The following is a 20967-nucleotide window of genomic DNA, read 5'->3' on the forward strand; positions in this document are numbered from 1 at the left end:
ATGATTAAGACAGATATCCTGATTATTGGAGCAGGACCAACCGGACTTTTTACCGTATTTGAGGCCGGACTTTTAAAACTGAAAACGCATTTGATCGATGCGCTTCCACAGCCTGGAGGGCAGTGTTCAGAAATATATCCTAAAAAACCGATCTATGATATTCCCGGTTTTCCGGAGGTGTTAGCCGGAGACCTGGTAACGAACCTGATGGAGCAGATCAAGCCTTTTGAACCTGGCTTTACCCTGGGGGAGAGAGCAGAAACGCTGGAAAAGTTAGATGACGGGACTTTTATCGTGACCACAAATAAAGGCACCCAACATCATGCACCTGTGGTGGCGATCGCCGGTGGACTTGGTTCCTTTGAGCCTCGTAAACCGCCAATTAAGAATATTGCAGACTTTGAAGATCACGGCGTAGAATATTTTATTAAAGATCCGGAACAGTATCGAGGAAAAAGGGTCGTGATCGCCGGAGGGGGAGATTCGGCTTTAGACTGGGCGATCTACCTGGCAGATGTTGCCGATGAGGTGGCTTTGGTTCACCGAAGAAGCGAATTCCGTGGAGCGTTAGATTCCGTAGAAAGAGTGGCAGAACTGGCAAAACTTGGTAAGATCGAAATGATCACCAATGCAGAAGTGGTTGGTCTTCGTGGAGAAGAGAACCTTCAGCAGGTGGTTATTCGTCATAAAGATGAAGCTCGAGGAGAAGAATTTAAAGATGTCGATCATTTTATTCCGTTATTCGGATTGTCTCCGAAGCTCGGACCAATTGGTGACTGGGGATTGGAGATTGAAAAGAATGCGATCAAGGTCGATAATTCCTATGATTATCAAACAAACATTCCGGGAGTGTATGCAATCGGCGATGTGAATACTTATAAAGGAAAACTGAAACTGATCCTTTCCGGATTCCACGAGGCGGCGATCATGTGCCAGAGTGCCTACCAGAGAATTCACCCTGATAAAAAGTACATTCTTAAATATACCACTGTTGGCGGTGTGGAAGGATTTGATGGAAGTAAAAAGGAAGCCAAAAAAGAAGTGGTGCAGAGTATTGGAGTTTGATTAGTCGCAAGACTTGTTTTTATAAAACCTGCGGAACTTTTTCGCGGGTTTTTTTTAACTACCTGTTTCTCATCTCAAAGCTTTTATAAACTAAATTAGACTTGTTAATGCGAAAATCAGACATGTTTAATTAAATGAATTGGAAGATGAAAGAGTTGAAATTAGAGTTCAGGATTGATAAAGAGAATCATAAGATCTTAGTGGAAAAAGAATTTGCTGCTCCGCTGGATATTGTCTGGTCTGCGTGGACGCGAGCAGAAACTCTGGATAAATGGTGGGGCCCAAAACCCTGGAATGCAAAGACCAAAGAGATGCAATTTCGCAAGGGCGGAAGCTGGTTATACGCCATGCAGGGGCCGGAAGGTGAAGAGCATTTTTCTAAAGCTGAATTCCAGGAGGTCATACCGGAACAGCGCTTCGTGAGTGATGATTATTTCTGTGATGAAAATGGCAAAATCAATGAGGATTTTGGGAAATCGAAATGGATAGTTGAGTTTGAGCCGGAAGGAGCTCATACCCTAGTTAAAATTGAAACGGTTTACGATTCTGAAGAGATCATGGAACAAATGCTGAATATGGGGTTTCAGGAAGGCTTTGCTGCCGGATTGCTGCAGCTGGATGATTACCTGGAACCGAATTAAACCCAGATCCATTTGCGAAATGCTGAAATTGGCTTCAGGAATGTTACCTTTGCCCAAAAATTATTGGCATGAAGATCAGTCTGAAAAGAATCAACGATAATTATTTATTTGAAACCACCAACGAGCGTGGAAATATTGTACTGCTGGACAATAAATCTGAAGGCGAGCCCAAAGGTGCCAGCCCAATGGACCTTTTGTTACGCGGAATCGCAGGTTGCAGCAGTATCGACGTGGTAATGATTTTACGCAAAATGCAGCATGAACTGGAAGACCTTCGCGTGGAAGTGGAAGGTTTCAGGGAAGATGGTGCAGTGCCAAATGTGTTCAAGAAAATTCAGCTGGATTTTATTCTGAAAGGCGATGTTCCTTCAGCAAAAGTGAAAAGAGCGGTTGATCTTTCCATGGAAAAATACTGTTCGGTTTCAAAGATGCTGGAGAAAGCAGCAGAAATCAACTATTCTGTTAGCCTGAACGGGGAGATTGTGGAGTAATTTGAATCGATTCGAAACAAATATTGTCAAGACCTGGAATCCGTCATGGTGGATCAGAGCTATTGGAGTAGTTTTTATTATTTCAGGAGCCTTAATGCTTTATATTCTCGATATTGAAAACAAGAGCTTGAAAATTCTTGGTGGGGTTTTATATTTTGTTGGGATGGTTTTCGGATTAAGTTTTTCTTTTATTAAGCCGAAGAAATTGGGAGAATTGAGTTTGTCTTCCGAAGAATTGAAAATTGAAACTGATTCGGTAAGGGTTTTTCCTTTAGACCGGATTCGGGAAATTGCATTGGATTATAACGGCTATGGCAGTTGGTGGAGTCATTCCTTACACGGAGGTAAAAATCGGTTGTACTTTGAAACCGATACCGGCGAAAAATTTGATTATGAAATCACACTTCAGAACAGGCAGAAGAAGGAAGAATTGAAGAGTTTATTGGGAACGATGAAAGATCAGTTGAATTATCAAATCGAGCAAAAGAGCAACTATTCATTTTAAACCTTCAGATTATTCTGCTTTAATCACTTGTATTTTCAGGGCTTAGCCCTATATTTGCCAAAGTTCATTTTTTACTATTGGTTATCAAGAAAGGTTGAGGGATTAGACCCTGTGAAACCTTGGCAACCCTCCTGTAATGGGAGAAGGTGCTAAATTCTACTGCATCGCAGATAGATAACAAGAATACTTTCCTTCTTCTTTTTTGATACAAATTATTTACTGAAAATGTCAAAAATAGAAGAGATACTCTCTCAAAAAATATTAATACTAGACGGTGCCATGGGTACGATGCTTCAGGATTATCAGTTCTCTGAAGAAGATTTCCGTGGAAAACGTTTCGCCGACTGGCCGGTTTCGGTTAAGGGTAATAACGACCTGTTATCCCTTACTCAGCCTAAAGCCATTGCAGATGTACACCGGAAATATTTTGAAGCTGGGGCTGATATCGTAGAAACGAATACCTTCTCCGGAACGACCATTGCTATGGCCGATTACCAGATGGAAGAACTGGTTTATGAGCTCAATTATGAGTCGGCTAGAATCGCCAAACAAGTTGCTGAAGAAGTGACCGCTGAAAACCCTGAAAAACCGCGTTTTGTGGCCGGAGCGATGGGGCCGACCAATAAGACGGCCAGTATGAGTCCAGATGTAAATGATCCTGGCTACCGCGCGATCAGTTTTCAGGAGTTATACGATGCTTACAAACAACAGGCAAAAGCTTTGATCGATGGTGGGGTGGATGTGTTGCTGGTGGAAACCGTTTTTGATACGCTAAATGCCAAGGCAGCGCTATTTGCCATTGATGAATTAAAAGCAGAGATCAATAAGGATATTCCGGTGATGGTGAGCGGTACGATTACCGATGCCTCCGGAAGAACGCTTTCCGGCCAGACGGCGGAAGCTTTCCTGATTTCGGTTTCACATATTCCGCTGTTGAGCATCGGTTTCAATTGCGCTTTGGGAGCAAAGCAACTCACACCGCATCTGGAAGCGGTAGCCAGAAATACCAATTATGGCGTATCAGCTTATCCGAATGCCGGGCTGCCGAATGCTTTTGGGGAGTATGATCAGGATGCTCCGGAAATGGCAGGTCAGATCAGGGAATATCTTGAAAAAGGACTCGTAAATATCATTGGTGGTTGCTGCGGAACGACTCCCGCACATATCACTGCGATCGCCAATATCGCCAAAGACTACAAACCAAGACCAATCAAAAAACTGCAAACCGCTTAATTTATGGCAGAAGTACGACCGTTGAAACTTTCCGGACTCGAACCGCTTATCATCACGCCCGACAGTAATTTTATTAATGTTGGTGAGCGTACGAATGTGGCCGGTTCCCGTAAGTTTTTGCGATTGATCAAAGAAGAAAAATTCGATGAGGCGCTGGATGTTGCTCGTGAGCAGGTTGAAGGCGGCGCGCAGATCATCGATATCAACATGGATGATGGCCTGATAGATGGGAAGGAAGCGATGGTGAAATTCCTGAATCTCGTAGTTGCCGAACCTGATATTGCCAGAGTTCCGATCATGATCGATAGCTCCAAATGGGAAATTATCGAAGCTGGCCTTCAGGTAGTTCAGGGAAAATGCGTGGTGAATTCAATTAGTCTAAAGGAAGGCGAGGAAGAATTCATAGAACATGCTAAAAAGATCAGGCGCTATGGAGCGGCTGTGATCGTGATGGCTTTTGATGAAGTTGGACAGGCTGATAATTACCAAAGGCGTATCGAGATTGCGGAACGGTCTTATAAAATACTGACTGAAAAGGTCAGTTTTCCTCCTGAAGATATCATTTTCGACCTGAATATTTTTCCGGTTGGAACGGGGATGGATGAGCATCGAAAAAATGCGATCGATTTTATAGAGGGAACCCGTTGGGTGAAAGAGAACCTGCCTCATTGCAGCGTAAGCGGTGGGGTGAGTAATGTTTCTTTTTCCTTCCGCGGAAATAATCCTGTTCGGGAAGCCATGCATTCGGTTTTTCTTTATCATGCGATCAAAGCCGGGATGAATATGGGTATCGTGAACCCTGGAATGCTGGAGGTTTACGATGAAATTCCTAAAGATCTTTTAGAGCATGTCGAAGATGTGATTTTGGATCGTCGAGATGATGCTACGGAAAGGTTACTCGATTTTGCTGAAAACGTCGTGGAGACCAAGAAAGAAGGGAAAGCAGTGCTGGAATGGCGGGAAAAGCCATTACAGGATCGTATCACGCACGCGCTGGTAAAAGGGATCGATGCTTTTATAGTCGAAGATGTGGAGCAGGCAAGATTGGAAGCGGAGCGACCTCTGGAAGTGATCGAAGGTCCTTTGATGATCGGGATGAATGTGGTTGGTGATCTCTTCGGAAGTGGAAAAATGTTCCTTCCGCAGGTAGTGAAATCGGCTCGAGTGATGAAGAAAGCAGTTGCCTACTTATTACCATATATTGAAGCTGATAAATCAAGCAAGAGACAATCGGCTGGAAAAGTTTTGATGGCAACGGTGAAAGGTGATGTGCATGATATTGGTAAAAATATCGTGAGCGTGGTTTTAGGTTGTAACAATTACGAGATTATCGACCTTGGGGTGATGGTTCCGCCAGAAAAGATCATAGAAACCGCCAAAAAAGAAAATGTTGATGCGATTGGTTTAAGCGGATTGATCACCCCGTCTCTGGACGAGATGGTTTTCCTGGCAAAGGAAATGCAGCGACAGGATTTCAAAGTTCCATTATTGATCGGTGGTGCTACAACTTCTAAAGCCCATACTGCGGTAAAAATTGATCCGCAGTATCATAATGCCGTGGTACATGTCAACGATGCTTCTCGTGCTGTGACGGTGGTTGGGGATCTGCTAAAGTCGGCGTCTAAAGATGCATATATTTCGAACCTGAAAAGCGATTACGAAAAGTTCCGTGAGAATTTTACGAAGCGTAAGAAGGTTAAATCCTTTTTATCGATCCAAGAAGCGCGAGATAATAAATTTAAGATCGATTGGAAATCTTCTGAAATCACCAAACCTAAGCAATTAGGCATCCAGGTGATCGAAGATTTTGAGTTGAATAAATTAGTTGAATATATAGATTGGAGTCCGTTTTTTAGAAGCTGGGATCTGCATGGTCGTTATCCGAATATCCTGGAAGACGAAAAAGTGGGTGAGCAGGCAAAATCGCTCTATGCGGATGCGCAACAATTGCTGAAAAGAATACTGGATGAGAAATTACTGAAAGCAAAAGCGGTTTTCGGACTTTTCGAAGCGAATACGATCAATACAGATGATATAGAAGTCACTTCTGAAAATGGGAAATTCATTTTTCGAACTTTAAGACAACAACTCAAAAAACACGGCGATCAGGCAAATTTTGCGTTGGCAGATTTTGTAGCGCCGAAGGAAAGCGGGATTCAGGATTACGTGGGGAGCTTTTGTGTCACTACCGGTTTCGGCACGGCCGAGATCGCTGCGGAATTTGAGAAAAATCACGATGATTACAACTCCATCATGATCAAAGCACTGGCCGATCGTTTGGCTGAAGCTTTTGCCGAATATTTGCATAAAGAGGTGCGAACCAATTACTGGGGTTACGCATTAGAAGAGAAATTGAGCAATGAAGAGCTGATCAAGGAAGCGTACAAGGGTATTCGTCCGGCACCGGGTTATCCAGCCTGTCCTGACCACCTGGAAAAACTAACGATCTGGGATTTGCTCAAAGTTGAGGAAAAGATTGGTGTAAAACTGACTGAGAGCCTGGCGATGTGGCCTGCGGCAAGTGTTAGCGGCTATTATTTTGCGAATCCCGAAGCCAGGTATTTTGGTTTAGGGAAAATCAAAGAGGACCAGGTTAAGGATTATGCCGGGCGTAAAGGAATTGAATTGAAGAAAGCCAAAAAATGGCTGAATCCGAATATTGCAGATTGATACATTGTCAAGCTGAATTTATTTCAGTTTCTAAGAGATTCTGAATCAAGTTTAGAATGACGAAAACAGTAAAAAGAATGCGTTAGGGATTGACGCGGTATCCTTTTTCTTTTTCTGAAAAAGATAGAGCGGAAAGCCCGGCCGGAACGGCAACGCCCATAAAAATTGAATTAAAAATACGAATGAAAGTTACCGATCACATCGAAAAAGCAAACGGGAAAACTTTATTTTCCTTTGAAATCATTCCGCCAAAAAAAGGGAAAAATATCCAGGAACTTTATGATAATATCGATCCTTTAATGGAGTTTCAGCCGCCTTTTATTGATGTGACCACTTCTCGCGAGGAGTTTGTGTATGTGGAACGCGACGGATTGTATGATCGGCAAATCACAAGGATGCGACCCGGAACTGTTGGGATTTGCGCGGCAATCAAACATAAATACAATGTGGATACGGTTCCGCACGTGCTTTGTGGGGGTTTTACCAAACAGGAAACCGAGTATTTGCTGGTAGATTGCCAGTATCTGGGGATTGAAAATGTGATGGCGCTTCGCGGAGATGCGATGAGCCACCAGCGTTATTTTGAACCGGCCGATGGCGGGCACAATTTTGCCACCGATCTTGTAAAGCAAATTAAGAATATCAATAAAGGTCGTTACCTGCATGATGTGGTGGAAACCGATCATTTATCTGATTTTTGCGTGGGAGTGGCTGGTTATCCGGAAAAGCACATGGAAGCCCCTTCCTTAAAATCTGATCTAAAACGCCTGAAGGAAAAAGTAGATGCTGGAAGTGATTATATCGTCACCCAGATGTTCTTCGATAATTCGAAATTTTTTGAATTCGTGAAGGAAGCCCGGGCGATGGGTATCAATGTGCCGATCATTCCGGGGATCAAACCGGTTGCCGTGAAAAAGCATTTGCAATTATTACCGCAGGTTTTCAAGATCGACCTTCCGGAAGAACTGATCAACGAGGTTGAAAAGTGTAAATCGAATAAGGAAGTCCGCGAGGTTGGTATTGAATGGTGTATCAAACAATCTAAAGAATTAATGGATTTTGGCGTGCCGGTTTTGCATTATTACTCCATGGGGAAAAGCAGTAATATTGAAAAAATAGCCTCGGCGATTTTCTAATGAGTCCGAAAAGTGATTTTTTTCGTAAATATGTTAGATTTGCCCTGAAATGAAGAAAATTCTGCCCATTCTGTTGTTACTGCTGTCTATCACTGCAGCGGCACAGGAAACCGAAAAACCTAAAAAATATTATGCCTTCGATGCCAGTTATTTCTACGGAACGATACTGGAACACAATCCAGACATTGCACATTTAATTACCGATCATCCCAATGGAATTTTATTGAGCTGGAACCGGAAATTCTTCGGAATTGAAGAGTGGAGTGCACGTTACAATTATCCCGATTTTGGGTATTCTTTCATTTACCAGGATATGAAAAACCCTTATTTGGGTGAGAATTATTCTGTTTATGGGCACGCGAATTTCTATTTTCTAAAGCGTTTGCTGAGTTTCCGTATAGGGCAGGGGATTGCGTATGCTACAGATCCTTTTGATCCTGATAAGAATTATATCAACAACGCCTACGGAACGCGATTTTTAAGTTCCACTTACCTGATGGGGAACATTCGGAAGGAGAATATCCTTGAAGGTCTGGGTGTCCAGGCAGGAATCACAATCATTCATTATTCCAATGCCGATACGGGTTCCCCTAACCACAGTACCAATACATTTACTTTCAACGTGGGTATGAACTATATCCTGGATCATGAAAATTTACCGGAATACGTTCCACGAGTAAAAGAAAAATATACCGAACCTATTCATTATAATTTTGCACTTCGTGGTGGTTTTAATACCTCGGGAGTTGTTGGTTCGCCAAAATTGCCTTTTTTGACCATTTCAACTTATGCTGATAAAGTACTGAATCACAAGAGTACTTTGCAGGCTGGAGCCGAACTGTTCTTTTCAAGATCGCTGGAAGAATTCATCAATTATAAGGCTGCTGCTTTTCCGCAATTAGATACTACGGGAGAGGAAGATGCTAAAAGGGTAGGAGTATTTGTAGGTCACAAACTGGCATTTAACAAAACCGCTTTGATCACCCAGCTGGGCTATTATGTGTATTATCCATATACCGAATATGTGGAGCAGGTTTATAACAGGATTGGTTTGCAGCGAGAAATCACCGATAATTTTTTCGGATCGGTTACCGTAAGATCACATGGTGCCAATGCCGAAGCAGTTGAATTTTCAATAGGATACAGGTTATGAAGAAGTTGATACTATTATGGAGTTTGCTGGCGATCATTTCCTGTGATTCGGAAGATTCGGGAGATTGTTTTCAGAAGGCGGGCGAGATCGTGGCAAAGGAAGTAGAAGTTTCCGGTTTTCATGAGATCCAGGTTTATGATAAAATCAAACTGTTTATCGAGCAGGGTTCCGAAGAAAAAGTGGTCATCGAAAGCGGCGAGAATTTGATGAACGAAATTACTGCTGAAGTAGTAGATGGCCGACTAATCTTAAAGAACGAAAATGTGTGCAATCTTTTTCGGGATTATGGCACCACTAAAATTTATGTGACGTTCACCGATCTGGATTACCTGCAACACGCCGGAAATATTCCGTTGGAGAGTGTAGGGAAGATCACTCTGGATGAGCTTTGGCTGGTTTCCGAAAATCAGGAAATGGATCCCGAAATTCATACCGTTGGTGATTTTGTACTGAACCTGGAGGTGGATCGCTTACGAATTACCAACGATAATTATTCCAATTATTTCCTTACCGGATCTGCAAATACGGTCAATGCATTCTTTGCGGCCGGCGATGGCAGGCTGGAAGGACGTGATTTCATTGTTCAGGATTATGATATTTTTCACCGCGGTACGAATAAGCTTATCATTAATCCGCAGCAGAGCCTGAAAGGTGATATTTATAGTTACGGAGACATTATTTCTGTAAATCGTCCCCCTGAGGTGAATGTAAAGGAGCATTTCAAAGGCAAGCTTATTTTCGAAACCAATTAAGCCGATTTTGTTTAGGGCGTTTCCCTTCGGGCCGGGCTTTCCGCTATATCTTTTGCCATGATCCCTCGCTTCGCTTGGCATACAGGCAAAAGGATGCCGCTGCAATCCCTAACGCAAACCAGTTATTAAATCTTTCTGAAGTTATTTTCGGGTAAGTTCCGCAAAAAGACCTTCCAGGTTTTTCGCTTTCCTGTTTAATTGCAGTGTTTTCAATCCCATATCATGAGCAAAATCGAAGATTGCGGGTCGCATGTCTTCCTGCGTATCAAAAGTGAGTTCATAAGCGAAACCGCCCATACTTTTAATGTCCTTAATATGTGGAAGCCTTTGTAGCGCCACATTTTCGATTTTATAGTCGAATTCCACAAAGATCACCTGCTCGCCTTTTTGCTGTAACTCGGTGAGTTTTCTGTCGGCAACGATCTTTCCTTTGTCAATAATAATAACACGATCGCAGATCGCTTCCACTTCCTGCATAATATGCGTGCTCAAGAAAACAGTTTTCCCCTTTCCGTTTTCCTCGGTTTCACCACCAATACCTTTGATGAGCGCCCTAATTTCCACCAACTGATTTGGATCCAGGCCCGTTGTTGGCTCGTCCAGGATCAACACTTCAGGATCATGAAGTAAAGCCGCGGCCAAACCAACACGCTGGCGATAACCTTTAGAGAGCTGATCGATCTTTTTATTGGCTTCCGGGCTAAGACCAGTGATCCTGATCACTTCTTCTACACGATGCTTATCTGTTTTGTAAACCGAAGCATTGAACTGTAAATATTCCCGAACATACATTTCGGAGTATAGCGGATTGTGCTCTGGGAGGTACCCAAGTTTTGACTGTAAAATCGAAGTTTGCTTTTCGATATCACAATTGGCAACCGAAGCCTCGCCTTCATCTGCCTGCAAATATCCGGTAAGGATCTTCATAAGGGTAGACTTCCCGGCACCATTTGGACCTAAGAAGCCAACAACTTCTCCCTGTTTGATGTCAAAACTTACCTGATCCAGGGCTTTCTGACTTCCGAAGTGCTTTGATATGTTATTTACAAGTATAGACATAGCTTCAATTTTCAAAACTACTAATAATAATGCTGTTTGCGTGTAGAAAAATTGTCAATCATCTAACGAAATATGCCGTTTGGAAATTGTTATTTTCAGAAAATTGAAAAGATTTTTATGAATTTCGGAAAACTTGCAAAAATCAAATGATTTTGTTTTGTAAATAAAATATATGCGCTACTTTAGTCACTCAGAAATACTGAAAATGAAGTCATTAATCTGGAACGCATTCTATTATTTTTATTTCTATTCTAGAAGTAGGATCGGGAATGCTATATGATTAACTGAACATAAAATTATATAAAGTCTCGATCCGAAAAGATCGGGACTTTTTTTTTACATGCTTTTATGAATAAAAAAATAGGCATTCAGGGTATTAAAGGTTCTTTTCACCATCTCGTGGCAATGGATTATTACCATCGTGATGTAGAAGTGCTGGAATATCTCTCTTTTCATGAATTGGCCCAGAAACTGGCTTCAGGCGAAGCAGACGAAGCTGTGATGGCGATAGAGAACAGTATTGCAGGTTCCATTTTACCCAATTATGCGCTGATTGACGAATATGATCTAAAAGTCATCGGGGAACATTACACCCCGGTAAACATGAACCTTATGGCAATTCCCGGACAGAAGATAGAAGATATCAAAAAGGTATTTTCGCATCCCATGGCCTTGTTGCAATGCAAGGAGTTTTTTAAAAAACATCCGCATATCAAACTGATCGAAGATGCCGATACAGCGGAAGCCGCCAAAAGAATTTCTGAAAATGATACCCGAAAAGCTGCTGCTGTGGCAAGCCCTGCAGCCGCCGAAATGTACGATCTTGAGATCCTCGCGAGCGAGATCCATACTATAAAAAGCAATGCCACGCGTTTCCTTGTTCTGGGGAGGGAGGAGAAAAAGCCAAACGGTGAAAAACTGGATAAAGCCTCCGTGAAATTTGATCTGAAAAGCGAACGTGGAAGCCTGGTTTCGGTTTTGAATATCATTAGAGATTGTTACCTGGATATGACCAAGATCCAATCTCTACCGATAATTGATGCTCCCTGGAAATATTCTTTTTTCGTTGATCTGGTCTTTGAAAGACCGGAAGATTTTGAAAAGGGTATGGAGGTGTTGAAAATTATGACCGAGGATTTAAAAATTTTAGGAATCTATAAAAGCAATTTGTCATGATCACGGCAAAAAGATTAGATAACGTGCAGGAATATTATTTCTCGAAAAAGCTTCGAGAGGTAGCCGATCTGAAATCGAAAGGAAAACCGATTATCAATTTGGGAATTGGTAGTCCGGATCTGGCTCCGTCACCAAAAGTGCTGGAAGCATTGAATGCTGGGCTGAATGACCCAAATGCCCATCAATACCAGCCTTATAAAGGTATTCCGGAATTGCGAAAAGCTGTAGCCAAATTCTATGCGGAATATTACGGTGTTGATGCGAACCCGGAATCGGAAATTTTGCCGCTAATGGGAAGTAAAGAAGGGATCATGCATATTTCCATGGCATTTCTGAATGAGGGGGACGAAGTCTTATTGCCTAATCCGGGTTATCCAACTTACAGCTCGGTGACGAACCTGGTTCAGGCTAAAACAAGATATTACGATCTAAAGGAAGAATTGAACTGGTTGCCTGATCTTCAGGAGCTGGCAGAAACTGATCTTTCCAAAACCAAGATCATGTGGGTGAATTATCCTCATATGCCAACCGGAACCAAAGCGACCAAGGAGTTTTTTAAGGAACTGACGGCTTTTGCGGAAGAGCATGAGATTCTGGTAGTGAATGACAATCCGTATAGTTTTATTCAGAATAAAGAACCGATGAGCATATTGGCGGGAGCTGAAAGAAGTGATTATGTCATGGAACTGAATTCGCTTAGTAAAAGTTTCAATATGGCCGGCTGGCGAGTTGGGATGTTGTTGGGTAGTCAGAAAAATATTGATTCGGTTTTACGAGTAAAATCGAACATGGATAGCGGGATGTTCTTACCGCTTCAGAAAGGTGCGGTAGAAGCCTTGAATTTGCCTTCTTCCTGGTTCGAGGAACAGAATTCGGTATACGGAAAAAGAAAGGAGTTGATCCTGGAACTGGCGAAAGAGCTGAAACTGGAAGTGGCTGATGATCAGGCCGGATTGTTTATCTGGGCGAAAGTTCCGGATGACCAGTCGAGTGCTGAATTAGTCGATGAGTTGCTCTACGATAAAGATATTTTTATCACGCCGGGATTCATTTTTGGTAGTAACGGTGAAGGCTTTGTGAGGTTTTCTTTATGTGCTTCCGAAGAAACCATTCAACAGGCATTAAAAAGAGTTCAGTCATGAAAGTATTTATTATCGGCACCGGACTCATTGGCGGCTCGTTCGCTCTGGACCTGAAAGATGCTTCAGAAAATGTTCAGATCTACGGGATTGACCAAAATGAAGCTCATTTAGATGAAGCACTGGAACTTGGTGTTATTCAGCATAAGGCTACGATGGATGATCTTGGTGAAGCTGAAGTCGTGTATCTGGCAATTCCGGTAGATGCAGCCATGAAATTGTTGCCGGAGGTACTGGATCGAATTTCAGATAATTGTGTGGTGGTAGACGCAGGGTCTACCAAAGAAAAGATCTGCCGAATCGTGGAGGGGCATCCGAAAAGAAGAAATTTCCTTGCAGCACATCCTATAGCGGGAACCGAATTCTCGGGGCCTTCAGCAGCTATTAGAAAATTGTTTCTGAATAAGACCAATATCATTTGCGAAGTGGAGAAAACCGCTTTTAAACTTCAGGAAAAAGCCATGACAATTTTTAACGCCATCGGGATGCGAATTCGGTATATGGATCCCGCTTCACATGACCGGCATATCGCTTACGTCTCGCACCTGTCACATATCAGCTCATTTATGTTAGGGAAAACTGTCCTTGAAAAGGAGAAAAATGAACGAGATATTTTTGACCTGGCTGGGAGTGGATTTGCTTCTACTGTGCGATTGGCAAAAAGTTCTCCTGAAATGTGGACGCCAATTTTTTCCCAGAATAAAGAAAACGTGCTGGAAACACTCGACGAGTATATCTCAAACCTGAAACATTTCCGCGAACTGATGGCTTCCAATGATTTTACGGAAGTCTACGAGGAAATGAACAGGACCAATCATATAAAAACTGTATTAAACGGAATCACTGAAAACGAAAATTTAAAAACTTTGGAAAATGGAAAATAGTAAACAACTCAGAACCTGGCTGGATGATTTCAACTTATCGCATCCACTTGTGATTGCAGGGCCATGTAGTGCTGAAACAGAAGAACAGCTACTGAACATTGCGCACCAGTTAAAAGATTCAGATGCCACCGTGTTGCGCGCGGGAATCTGGAAACCGAGAACCAGACCTGGAAACTTCGAGGGAGTTGGTGCTCTTGGCTTAAAATGGCTTCAGAAGGCGAAAGAAGAAACCGGAATGCTTACAACTACCGAAGTTGCGAACCCGCACCACGTGGATCTTGCTTTGAAACACGATGTAGATATTCTATGGATCGGGGCAAGAACTACGGTTTCTCCATTTATCGTGCAGGAAATTGCTGATGCTTTAAAAGGAACTGATAAGGTGGTGCTGGTTAAGAATCCGGTGAATCCTGATCTTTCTTTATGGCTGGGTGCTGTTGAAAGATTATACACTGCAGATATTAACAATCTGGGTGTGATCCACAGAGGATTTTCAGCTTATGAAAAGACCAAATACCGTAACAACCCGGAATGGCAGATCGCCATCGAACTTCAGAATAAATTCCCTGATCTTCCGCTAATCCTGGATCCGTCGCATATTGCCGGGCGTAGAGACATCATTTTTGATCTTTGCCAGACTGCTCTGGATCTTAACTACGATGGAATTATGGTTGAAACTCACCATACTCCAGATGAAGCCTGGAGTGATGCGAAACAGCAAATCACACCTGACACTTTAAAGCAAATCATGCAGGATCTAAAAGTTAGAAAAGAGATCTCAGCGAGCGAGGAATTTCAGAATAAACTGTCTCATCTAAGATCGAAAATTGACATTGCTGATAGCCAGATCCTGGACGTGTTGAGCAAGCGTATGCAGGTAGCTGAAGAAATTGGTCGAGTTAAGAAAGAGCAGAACGTGGCCATCCTTCAGAATAAAAGATGGAATGAAATTCTAGGGAAAATGGTCCTGGAAGGTGAAGAAAAGGGACTGAGTGAAGAATTCGTTTTGCGATTGTTCAAGGCGATTCACCAGGAATCCATCAACCACCAGCAAAAGATCCTTGATGGGATTGCACAATAATGACAGCGGTTCCCTGCAAACAAAATATTGGCTAAATTAGCCGGCAGATATTAATTTCTGAATAATTTGAATGCAGGGAACTGTTTATAAATCTACGGGTAGCTGGTATACGGTGAAAGGCGAAAATGGCCAATTCTATGAATGTAGGATCAAAGGAAAGTTTCGTATTCAGGGAATCAAAAGCACCAATCCCGTGGCGGTGGGCGACCAGGTGCTCTTTGAGCTGGAAAAAGATGTAGAGGCAGGAACCGGTGTGATCAAAAAGATCCAAAACCGGGAGAATTATATCGTTCGTCGTTCTGTAAACCTGTCCAAGCAAACCCATATCATCGCTTCAAATATTGACCAGGTTTTTCTACTTGTTACGCTAAATAATCCGCCAACGCTTACCACTTTTATCGACCGTTTTTTGGTTACTGCGGAAGCTTATCATATTGAAGCTGTTTTGCTATTTAATAAAGTTGATAGCTATAGCATTGAAGAGCTTGCCGAGGTAAAATACCTGGCAGAATTGTACCGGAATGTAGGATATGAATGTATCGGGATTTCGGCCAAAAATGGGAAGAACGTGGATAAAGTCCGAGAAAAGATGACTGGTAAGACCAGTATGATCTCCGGGCATAGCGGTACGGGAAAATCAACGCTGATCAACGCAATTGAGCCGGGACTGAATTTAAAAACTTCAGAAATTTCAGAGCAACATCAGCAGGGACAACATACCACGACTTTTGCGGAAATGTTCGACCTGAGTTTCGACGCCCGGATCATCGATACGCCGGGAATCAAAGGTTTCGGAGTGGTAGACATGGAACGGGAAGAGATCGGGAACTATTTCCCGGAATTTTTTGAATTGAAACAGGATTGTAAATTCCACAACTGTCTTCACCTGGAAGAACCGAAATGTGCCGTTAAAGAAGCGCTCGAAAATGACGAGATTGCCTGGTCTCGATATAAAAGTTACCTCCAGATCATGGAAGGTGATGAAGATAACTACCGAATTGACCAATATCAGAAATAATGCGTGCCGTAGTACAAAGAGTTTCAGAAGCTTCCGTAACGATTGAGGGAAAAATTCATTCCCAAATTGCTGATGGTCTATTGATCTTATTAGGTATAGAAGAGGTTGACGATACGGAGGATATCGCCTGGTTGTGCAGGAAAATTGCCAATATGCGCATTTTTGGAGATGAACAAAATGCGATGAACCTTTCCCTGAAAGATATTGATGGGGAAGCGATAATTGTGAGTCAGTTTACGCTACATGCCAGCACGAAAAAAGGAAATCGTCCAAGCTTTATCAAAGCCGCCAGGCCCGAGGTGGCACAACCGCTCTACGAAGCATTCATCAGTAGTTTTGAAAACGAATTAGGGAAACCGTGCGGAACCGGACTTTTTGGTGCTGATATGAAGGTAAATCTTTTAAATGATGGCCCCGTAACGATTCTAATAGATTCTAAAGAAAAAAGTTAAATTCTGTTAATTTTTTATATATTGCGATTCAGATAACAATCTACACTCTCGAATGCGTAATATTTTTTTGTGCCTGCTGCTGGTTAGCAGTGCTGCTTTTTCCCAAAATTATCCTGTTGATCATATTTCACCAGAACTTCTAGAAAACGCTGATGCCGTTATTCGAAATTATCAACGCGATGTATTCATTGAGAATATTGATGAAAAAAAGGTCATTACCAGGCGGGTGGTGACAGTGTTGAACCAGGCGGGAGAGCGCTATGTACAGGCTTATGAGGTTTATGATAAGTCTGACGATATTGAAGAGCAGGAATTGTTCGTGTATGATAGCAATGGCCAGGAAATCGAGCACATCAAACAAAAGGATTTCCGGGATGAAAGCGCGTATGCCTCTTTTATTTTATATTCAGATAACCGGGTAAGTTATTTTGATTATATGCCACGGCGTTATCCGTATACTGTGGAATATATTAGTGAAACCGTTACGCCGAATACCATTTTCATCCGGGAATGGGAACCTTTGGAGGGATACCGGGTCAGCACCGAAAAAAGTACGGCTAGCATTCACTACCCTGAAGGAATTTCACTCCGCTGGAAATCCAGGAATCTGGAAAATTATGATATTCAGGTAGATTCTGTTGGGAAGGAACTGAAATTTCAGGCAAAAAATATTGCCAGTTTACAACGTGAAACATATACACCCTCATTCAGCACCTTTGCACCTAGAATTTCTGTTTCCATGAACCAGTTCTACCTGGAAGGCGTGGAAGGGGAAGCGCAGGATTGGAAGCAGTTCGGAAAATGGATGTATGATAACCTGGTAGAAGGGCTGGATGAATTGCCGCAGTCTACCGTTCAGAAGATGACCAGTCTGGTGGCCGATGCCCAGTCAGAAGAAGAGAAAATCCGCCGTATCTACCAGTTTGTGCAGGACAATACGCGTTATATCGCCGTGATGTACGGAATTGGCGGCTGGAAACCCTTTACCGCTCGGGAAGTGGATGATCTGGGTTACGGTGATTGTAAGGCCCTTACCAATTACACGAAGGCTTTGCTGAAAACCCAGGGAATAGAATCTTATTACACGGTGATCTACGGCGGAAATAAGCGCGATATTGAACCCGATTTTGCGCGCATGCAGGGAAATCATGTGATCCTGAATGTGCCTCGGAAAGATTCTGCTGATTTTTGGCTGGAGTGTACAAGCCAGAAAGTGCCTTTTGATTATATGGGCGACTTTACCGATGATCGTTTTGCACTATTGATCAAACCTGAAGGCGGCGAGATCATTAAAACGAAAGTCTATCAGCCCGAAGATAATCTCCAGGCTATTGATTGCAAGATCCAGCTGGCAGCCAATGGTGGGTTCCAGGCCAATTTTACCAGGACGAGCCGCGGAGTTCCGTATGGAGAAGTCTTCCGGATGGTGGATTATACCGATAAAGAGGTCAAGGAATTCTACCGCGATGACTGGAAAAAGATCCAGAACATCCAATTTGAGAATTATGAATTTGAGAACGATCGTGAGCAGATCGTTTTTACGGAAAAGATCAACTTCAGCGGGGAAAGACTCGCCACCAGTGCCGGTTCCCGACTGCTGGTGCCACTCAATTTTATTCAGCAGAGTTCGATCGCTTCCGGTTCCGGAAAAACCAGAAAACTGCCGATGCAGATCAGCCGCGGGAAAAGTTTTCAGGATCATTTTGAATTTACATTGCCAGAGAATTTTGTGGTGGAAGCCCTACCGGAAAGCACAGAATTCGAAGCGGAATTTGGCAAATTTTCGATCAGTATCACCGCTCATGACCATTCCGTCATCGAAGTGGAGCGCCACCTGCAGATCAACCAGGGTGACTGGCCAGCATCGAAATATCAGGAATTCCGCAAGTTTATCAATAAAGTTAATCACCTCAATAATTTAAAAGCGGTGATCGTCGAAAAAACTAAAACCTAAACCATGAACAAGTTGCAATTTTTAATCGTTTTTCTTCTGGTAGGGGGAATGACGCATGCCCAGAACTATAAATTTGGAAAAGTTTCCGAAGAAGAAGTTGCTGAGAAAGAACATCCAAAAGACAAGAATGCTGATGCTGCGGTGCTTTATAAGTACGAGAGGGTTTATTATGATTACGTGCCAAATACCGGTTTTCAGCTGGTAAAGGAGGTGGAAGAGCGCATCAAGATCTACAATAAGGATGGTTTTGACTGGGCCACCAAAGAGATCAAAACTTTCAAGGATGGAACTAAAAAGGAAGATGTTTCCAGGATCAAGGGGTCTACTTACAACCTGGAAAACGGGAAAATGGTGGAGGTCAAATTGGATAAAGATGCGGTAATTGATGAGGAATCAAACAGGTTTCGCAACACGACCAAATTTACCATGCCGGCCGTAAAAGAAGGCAGTGTCCTGGAGTACAAATACACCGTTTTTTCTCCATTCATCGGGAATATGGACGATACATACCTGCAATACCCGGTGCCGATCAATAAATTATATGTAACGGTAAGTATCCCGGAGTTTTTCATCTTCGGAAAATATTTGAACAATAAAGCCCCATTGTATATCCCGGTAAAAGAAGGCAAGGAATATTTCAAATTTGGGAATATGGACTACCTTCAGAATACCTATTTGATCGAAGAGGAAAATATTCCGGCGCTGAAGGAAGAGTCACACGTGGATTATCTTCGGAATTATGCGGCGATCCTGAAATGGGAACTGCAAATGCTGAAATTCCCGAACCAGCCTTTGGAAAATCTTTCCACCACCTGGGAAGGCGTGGTAAAAACCATTTATAACGATCATGGAATAAGCCGGGAAGTGAACCGAACCGGTTTTTTTGAAGAAGAACTCGACCCGATCATCTCCAAGATTTCAGATCCTCAGAAAAAAGCACAGGCCGTTTTCAATTTTGTCAAGCAAAAGATGGGCTGGAATAGTTACATAGGCTACAATTCTGATCTTGGGACCAAGAAAGCTTATAAAGAAGGCCAGGGGAACACGGCAGATGTGAATTTAATGCTTACCGCTATGTTAAAATATGCCGGACTTCAGTCGCATCCCGTGCTGGTAAGCACTCCGGCAAATGGCATTCCTTTGTTTCCAACCCGAAATGGGTTCAATTACGTGGTCTCTTCCGTAGAGATCAACGGTAAGTTATTTTTGCTGGATGCCACCGATCCTTCTGCGAGTATCGGCGAACTTCCAAAAAGAGCACGTAACTGGCAGGGGAGGCTCATTCGCGAAGATGGCTCGTCAGATTGGGTGAACCTGAATCCCAATTACATGTCTTCTAAAATCACTCGTTTCAACCTGAAATTTGAAGATGGACAGATCGTTGGAAAACATTTTCTTACGATGGATGGGCTGCATGCTAAGAATTACCGTAGTTCCCACGCAGGGGAAAAAGCTGATGACCTGCTGAATGCGACGGCCGAGGCTAGGAATGACTGTGAAATTTCAGAATTTGACGTGAAAAACCTGGATGCGGTAGGAGCGGAAGTCACCGAAAATTACAGTTTTACGACCTATGCCGGTAAAGAACAAATTGGCGATAAGATCTATTTCAAGCCGCTGATGTTTGAAACCATGAATGAAAATCCGTTTAAATCAGAAGAGCGTATCTACCCTATTTTCTTCGATTTTCCGTCGCGGAATAAGAAAACCATCAATATCATGGTTCCGGAAGGTTTTGAAGTAGTTTCCGTTCCGGAAAGCCAGATCGTAAAACTGAAGGATAACGCCGGGGAATTTCGCTATATCGTGAACAAATCTGGTAATTTCATCAGGGTAGAATCAGAATTATCCATGGCGCAGACTGTTTTCAACCCGGCAGATTATGAGTACCTGAAAAAGTTTTATGATAACATGATCAAAAAACAAAATGAAACCATAGTTTTGGGTAAAATATCTGAAGATGGATCTAAAGAACGCACAGATAGCGGTAGATAACTGGATTAAGGAACACGGGGTGCGCTACTTCAATGAGCTCACCAATATGGCCCAGCTTACCGAAGAAGTTGGCGAAGTCGCCAGGATCATCGCGCGTCGCTACGGCGAGCAGAGTGAGAAAGAAAGCGACAAAAATAAAGACCTGGGAGAAGAACTTGCAGATGTGGTCTTTGTGGTGCTTTGCCTGGCAAACCAAACGGGAGTTGATCTGGAAGAAGCTTTTAACAAGAAGCTGGACCTTAAAACAAAGAGAGATCATGACCGTCATCAGAATAACCAAAAACTGCAATAAGGTTTCATGAAATTCAAGACTATCATACGCCAGAAAGCCTTTTGGAAATCGGTTTTCTGGCTTGGTTTTTTCTTTTTGCTGGTTTATAATTTCGGTGTCATGTTCTTTGAGACCGGTGGTATACATCCTTCAGAATTTATTGAAAGTAAGATCGAAGAAGCCGGTATCGTTCGCTTTTTGCTGGCACAGCTCATTGGCGGATTTTGTTATGGCTTCATTTTAGCCTTCGGCCAGTTTCATCTTAATCAAAAGAAACGGTAACTTAGCGGTT

20 protein-coding genes and 1 riboswitch are annotated in these 20967 nt (G+C 42.7%); of the genes, 19 read left to right on the forward strand and 1 reads right to left on the reverse strand.

Annotated features, from left to right (window positions below):
- From GRFL_RS10395 to GRFL_RS10435, 9 genes are all read left to right on the forward strand, one after another.
- Complete coding sequence (locus tag GRFL_RS10395; protein WP_083644561.1) at positions 1 to 1065, forward strand: NAD(P)/FAD-dependent oxidoreductase; 1065 nt, start codon at positions 1 to 3, stop codon at positions 1063 to 1065.
- A 146-nt stretch (positions 1066 to 1211) separates the two neighbouring features.
- Positions 1212 to 1706, forward strand: a complete 495-nt coding sequence (locus tag GRFL_RS10400) for an SRPBCC family protein (protein WP_083644562.1) — start codon at positions 1212 to 1214, stop codon at positions 1704 to 1706.
- A gap of 68 nt (positions 1707 to 1774) precedes the next feature.
- Entirely contained in the window at positions 1775 to 2197 is a 423-nt protein-coding gene (locus GRFL_RS10405; RefSeq protein ID WP_083644563.1) for an OsmC family protein, read from the forward strand.
- 1 nt (position 2198) lies between these two features.
- Entirely contained in the window at positions 2199 to 2702 is a 504-nt protein-coding gene (locus GRFL_RS10410) for a sulfite exporter TauE/SafE family protein (protein WP_086047678.1), read from the forward strand.
- Between the two features lie 78 nt (positions 2703 to 2780).
- A riboswitch (SAM riboswitch) is annotated at positions 2781 to 2883 on the forward strand.
- A gap of 44 nt (positions 2884 to 2927) precedes the next feature.
- Positions 2928 to 3935 carry a homocysteine S-methyltransferase family protein gene (locus tag GRFL_RS10415; RefSeq protein ID WP_083644565.1) on the forward strand — a complete coding sequence of 336 codons (1008 nt, stop codon included), beginning with the start codon at positions 2928 to 2930 and terminating at the stop codon, positions 3933 to 3935.
- A 3-nt stretch (positions 3936 to 3938) separates the two neighbouring features.
- Positions 3939 to 6605, forward strand: coding sequence for a methionine synthase (gene metH, locus GRFL_RS10420; RefSeq protein ID WP_083644566.1), 2667 nt, complete (start codon positions 3939 to 3941; stop codon positions 6603 to 6605).
- Positions 6606 to 6787: 182 nt separating this feature from the next.
- Complete coding sequence (metF, locus tag GRFL_RS10425) at positions 6788 to 7741, forward strand: methylenetetrahydrofolate reductase [NAD(P)H] (protein ID WP_083646073.1); 954 nt, start codon at positions 6788 to 6790, stop codon at positions 7739 to 7741.
- A gap of 49 nt (positions 7742 to 7790) precedes the next feature.
- Positions 7791 to 8894 (forward strand): acyloxyacyl hydrolase, encoded by a 1104-nt coding sequence (locus GRFL_RS10430; RefSeq protein WP_083644567.1) that lies wholly within the window; start codon positions 7791 to 7793, stop codon positions 8892 to 8894.
- A complete protein-coding gene (locus GRFL_RS10435) occupies positions 8891 to 9646 on the forward strand; it encodes a head GIN domain-containing protein (protein ID WP_083644568.1) in 756 nt (251 codons plus the stop codon). Before GRFL_RS10430 ends, GRFL_RS10435 begins: the two co-directional genes overlap by 4 nt.
- A 141-nt stretch (positions 9647 to 9787) precedes the next feature.
- Here GRFL_RS10435 and gldA read toward each other — a convergent pair whose 3' ends face one another.
- A complete protein-coding gene (gene gldA, locus GRFL_RS10440; RefSeq protein ID WP_083646075.1) occupies positions 9788 to 10705 on the reverse strand; it encodes a gliding motility-associated ABC transporter ATP-binding subunit GldA in 918 nt (305 codons plus the stop codon).
- Positions 10706 to 11053: 348 nt separating this feature from the next.
- On the opposite strand from gldA, the gene GRFL_RS10445 reads away from it, so the two are divergent.
- The 10 genes from GRFL_RS10445 to GRFL_RS10490 all read left to right on the forward strand — a co-directional run bounded on the left by GRFL_RS10445 (position 11054) and on the right by GRFL_RS10490 (position 20957).
- Entirely contained in the window at positions 11054 to 11881 is an 828-nt protein-coding gene (locus GRFL_RS10445; protein ID WP_083644569.1) for a prephenate dehydratase, read from the forward strand.
- Complete coding sequence (locus GRFL_RS10450) at positions 11878 to 13023, forward strand: pyridoxal phosphate-dependent aminotransferase (protein WP_083644570.1); 1146 nt, start codon at positions 11878 to 11880, stop codon at positions 13021 to 13023. Before GRFL_RS10445 ends, GRFL_RS10450 begins: the two co-directional genes overlap by 4 nt.
- Positions 13020 to 13904, forward strand: a complete 885-nt coding sequence (locus GRFL_RS10455) for a prephenate dehydrogenase (protein WP_083644571.1) — start codon at positions 13020 to 13022, stop codon at positions 13902 to 13904. Before GRFL_RS10450 ends, GRFL_RS10455 begins: the two co-directional genes overlap by 4 nt.
- Positions 13894 to 14985 carry a bifunctional 3-deoxy-7-phosphoheptulonate synthase/chorismate mutase type II gene (locus GRFL_RS10460; RefSeq protein WP_083644572.1) on the forward strand — a complete coding sequence of 364 codons (1092 nt, stop codon included), beginning with the start codon at positions 13894 to 13896 and terminating at the stop codon, positions 14983 to 14985. Before GRFL_RS10455 ends, GRFL_RS10460 begins: the two co-directional genes overlap by 11 nt.
- A 70-nt stretch (positions 14986 to 15055) precedes the next feature.
- Positions 15056 to 16003 carry a ribosome small subunit-dependent GTPase A gene (gene rsgA / locus GRFL_RS10465; protein WP_083644573.1) on the forward strand — a complete coding sequence of 316 codons (948 nt, stop codon included), beginning with the start codon at positions 15056 to 15058 and terminating at the stop codon, positions 16001 to 16003.
- Positions 16003 to 16455 (forward strand): D-aminoacyl-tRNA deacylase, encoded by a 453-nt coding sequence (gene dtd, locus GRFL_RS10470; RefSeq protein WP_083644574.1) that lies wholly within the window; start codon positions 16003 to 16005, stop codon positions 16453 to 16455. The genes rsgA and dtd overlap by 1 nt, the downstream gene beginning before the upstream one ends.
- Before the next feature lie 52 nt (positions 16456 to 16507).
- On the forward strand, positions 16508 to 18409 hold the full coding sequence (locus GRFL_RS10475; RefSeq protein WP_083644575.1) for a DUF3857 domain-containing protein: 1902 nt from the start codon (positions 16508 to 16510) through the stop codon (positions 18407 to 18409).
- A gap of 3 nt (positions 18410 to 18412) precedes the next feature.
- Positions 18413 to 20404, forward strand: a complete 1992-nt coding sequence (locus GRFL_RS10480; RefSeq protein ID WP_083644576.1) for a DUF3857 domain-containing protein — start codon at positions 18413 to 18415, stop codon at positions 20402 to 20404.
- The gene (locus tag GRFL_RS10485; protein ID WP_083644577.1) at positions 20370 to 20696 is read left to right on the forward strand and encodes a nucleotide pyrophosphohydrolase; all 327 of its coding nucleotides are present in this window, start codon (positions 20370 to 20372) and stop codon (positions 20694 to 20696) included. The genes GRFL_RS10480 and GRFL_RS10485 overlap by 35 nt, the downstream gene beginning before the upstream one ends.
- A gap of 6 nt (positions 20697 to 20702) precedes the next feature.
- Positions 20703 to 20957, forward strand: a complete 255-nt coding sequence (locus GRFL_RS10490) for a hypothetical protein (protein WP_083644578.1) — start codon at positions 20703 to 20705, stop codon at positions 20955 to 20957.
- Positions 20958 to 20967: the final 10 nt, after the last annotated feature.

Source organism: Christiangramia flava JLT2011, from assembly GCF_001951155.1.
Lineage (GTDB): Bacteria > Bacteroidota > Bacteroidia > Flavobacteriales > Flavobacteriaceae > Christiangramia > Christiangramia flava.

Coding starts and splice junctions, on each gene's coding strand:
- GRFL_RS10395 (WP_083644561.1), top strand. CDS start 1: ATGATTAAGACAGATATCCTGATTATTGGAGCAGGACCAACCGGACTT.
- GRFL_RS10400 (WP_083644562.1), top strand. CDS start 1,212: ATGAAAGAGTTGAAATTAGAGTTCAGGATTGATAAAGAGAATCATAAG.
- GRFL_RS10405 (WP_083644563.1), top strand. CDS start 1,775: ATGAAGATCAGTCTGAAAAGAATCAACGATAATTATTTATTTGAAACC.
- GRFL_RS10415 (WP_083644565.1), top strand. CDS start 2,928: ATGTCAAAAATAGAAGAGATACTCTCTCAAAAAATATTAATACTAGAC.
- metH (WP_083644566.1), top strand. CDS start 3,939: ATGGCAGAAGTACGACCGTTGAAACTTTCCGGACTCGAACCGCTTATC.
- metF (WP_083646073.1), top strand. CDS start 6,788: ATGAAAGTTACCGATCACATCGAAAAAGCAAACGGGAAAACTTTATTT.
- GRFL_RS10430 (WP_083644567.1), top strand. CDS start 7,791: ATGAAGAAAATTCTGCCCATTCTGTTGTTACTGCTGTCTATCACTGCA.
- GRFL_RS10435 (WP_083644568.1), top strand. CDS start 8,891: ATGAAGAAGTTGATACTATTATGGAGTTTGCTGGCGATCATTTCCTGT.
- gldA (WP_083646075.1), bottom strand. CDS start 10,705: ATGTCTATACTTGTAAATAACATATCAAAGCACTTCGGAAGTCAGAAA.
- GRFL_RS10445 (WP_083644569.1), top strand. CDS start 11,054: ATGAATAAAAAAATAGGCATTCAGGGTATTAAAGGTTCTTTTCACCAT.
- GRFL_RS10450 (WP_083644570.1), top strand. CDS start 11,878: ATGATCACGGCAAAAAGATTAGATAACGTGCAGGAATATTATTTCTCG.
- GRFL_RS10455 (WP_083644571.1), top strand. CDS start 13,020: ATGAAAGTATTTATTATCGGCACCGGACTCATTGGCGGCTCGTTCGCT.
- GRFL_RS10460 (WP_083644572.1), top strand. CDS start 13,894: ATGGAAAATAGTAAACAACTCAGAACCTGGCTGGATGATTTCAACTTA.
- rsgA (WP_083644573.1), top strand. CDS start 15,056: ATGCAGGGAACTGTTTATAAATCTACGGGTAGCTGGTATACGGTGAAA.
- dtd (WP_083644574.1), top strand. CDS start 16,003: ATGCGTGCCGTAGTACAAAGAGTTTCAGAAGCTTCCGTAACGATTGAG.
- GRFL_RS10475 (WP_083644575.1), top strand. CDS start 16,508: ATGCGTAATATTTTTTTGTGCCTGCTGCTGGTTAGCAGTGCTGCTTTT.
- GRFL_RS10480 (WP_083644576.1), top strand. CDS start 18,413: ATGAACAAGTTGCAATTTTTAATCGTTTTTCTTCTGGTAGGGGGAATG.
- GRFL_RS10485 (WP_083644577.1), top strand. CDS start 20,370: ATGGATCTAAAGAACGCACAGATAGCGGTAGATAACTGGATTAAGGAA.
- GRFL_RS10490 (WP_083644578.1), top strand. CDS start 20,703: ATGAAATTCAAGACTATCATACGCCAGAAAGCCTTTTGGAAATCGGTT.